Annotated in this window: 1 protein-coding gene; it reads right to left on the bottom strand. The window is 60.3% G+C overall.

The window, feature by feature from the left end; translation table 11 throughout:
- Positions 1-121: 121 nt before the first annotated feature.
- On the bottom strand, positions 122-643 hold a 522-nt coding region (locus ACGLHR_RS52065), incomplete at its 5' end, for an IS701 family transposase (RefSeq protein ID WP_400103988.1).

Genomic DNA, 643 nt, shown 5'->3' with positions numbered 1-643 from the left:
CTACTGTGTTAACAACTACTCGGTTTTCCGACCGCAGCACGGGCACCGTTCAAGGCGGGCAAGCAGTGCGGCAGCGAGCTCCAATCGCAGCGTGGCGATAGAATCTGCCACATGACGCTGCTTACGCAGGGGTGCCCCGGGGCCGGAAGCCTTCGGGTAAGGTAGATCCCTCGCCGAGTAATCGATGGGCTGGAGTTTTTTTTTGCGCCGCCAGGCGTTCGGTGACAAGAAAGCCATAAGCTGCTATGCACAGCGTCGCATGGTGATGAAAGCCGCGCCAACTGCGTCCCTCGAAATGCCCCAAGCCGAGTTCCTGCTTGAGCTCCTGATAATCGCGCTCGATGCGCCAGCGCAGTTTTGCCAGTCGCACGAGTTCCTTGATTGGCGTGTCAGTCGGCAACGTACTCAGGAAGTACTTGGTGGGTTCGACTTCTCCCTTGGGCCACTCGATGAGCAACCATTGCTCCTCGGAGGGCCCGCCTGGCCCGGCTGCGCGCGGGGCGCAATGCACTCGTGTTGCCGCAAAACGCGATGACAACGCGCGGTTGGTTCCTTCGCGCCATGTGAGAGTGCGAAAGCGCCGAGACGGCAATTGCATGGCCAACTCTTTCGCCTGCTGAGGCGCCTGAGCTTGGTTCTGCAG

Source organism: Cupriavidus sp. CuC1, from assembly GCF_044627735.1.
Classification (GTDB): domain Bacteria; phylum Pseudomonadota; class Gammaproteobacteria; order Burkholderiales; family Burkholderiaceae; genus Cupriavidus; species Cupriavidus ulmosensis.
Note: the sequence above shows the minus strand (reverse complement) of the source record. Positions and strands in the feature narration are given on the sequence as shown.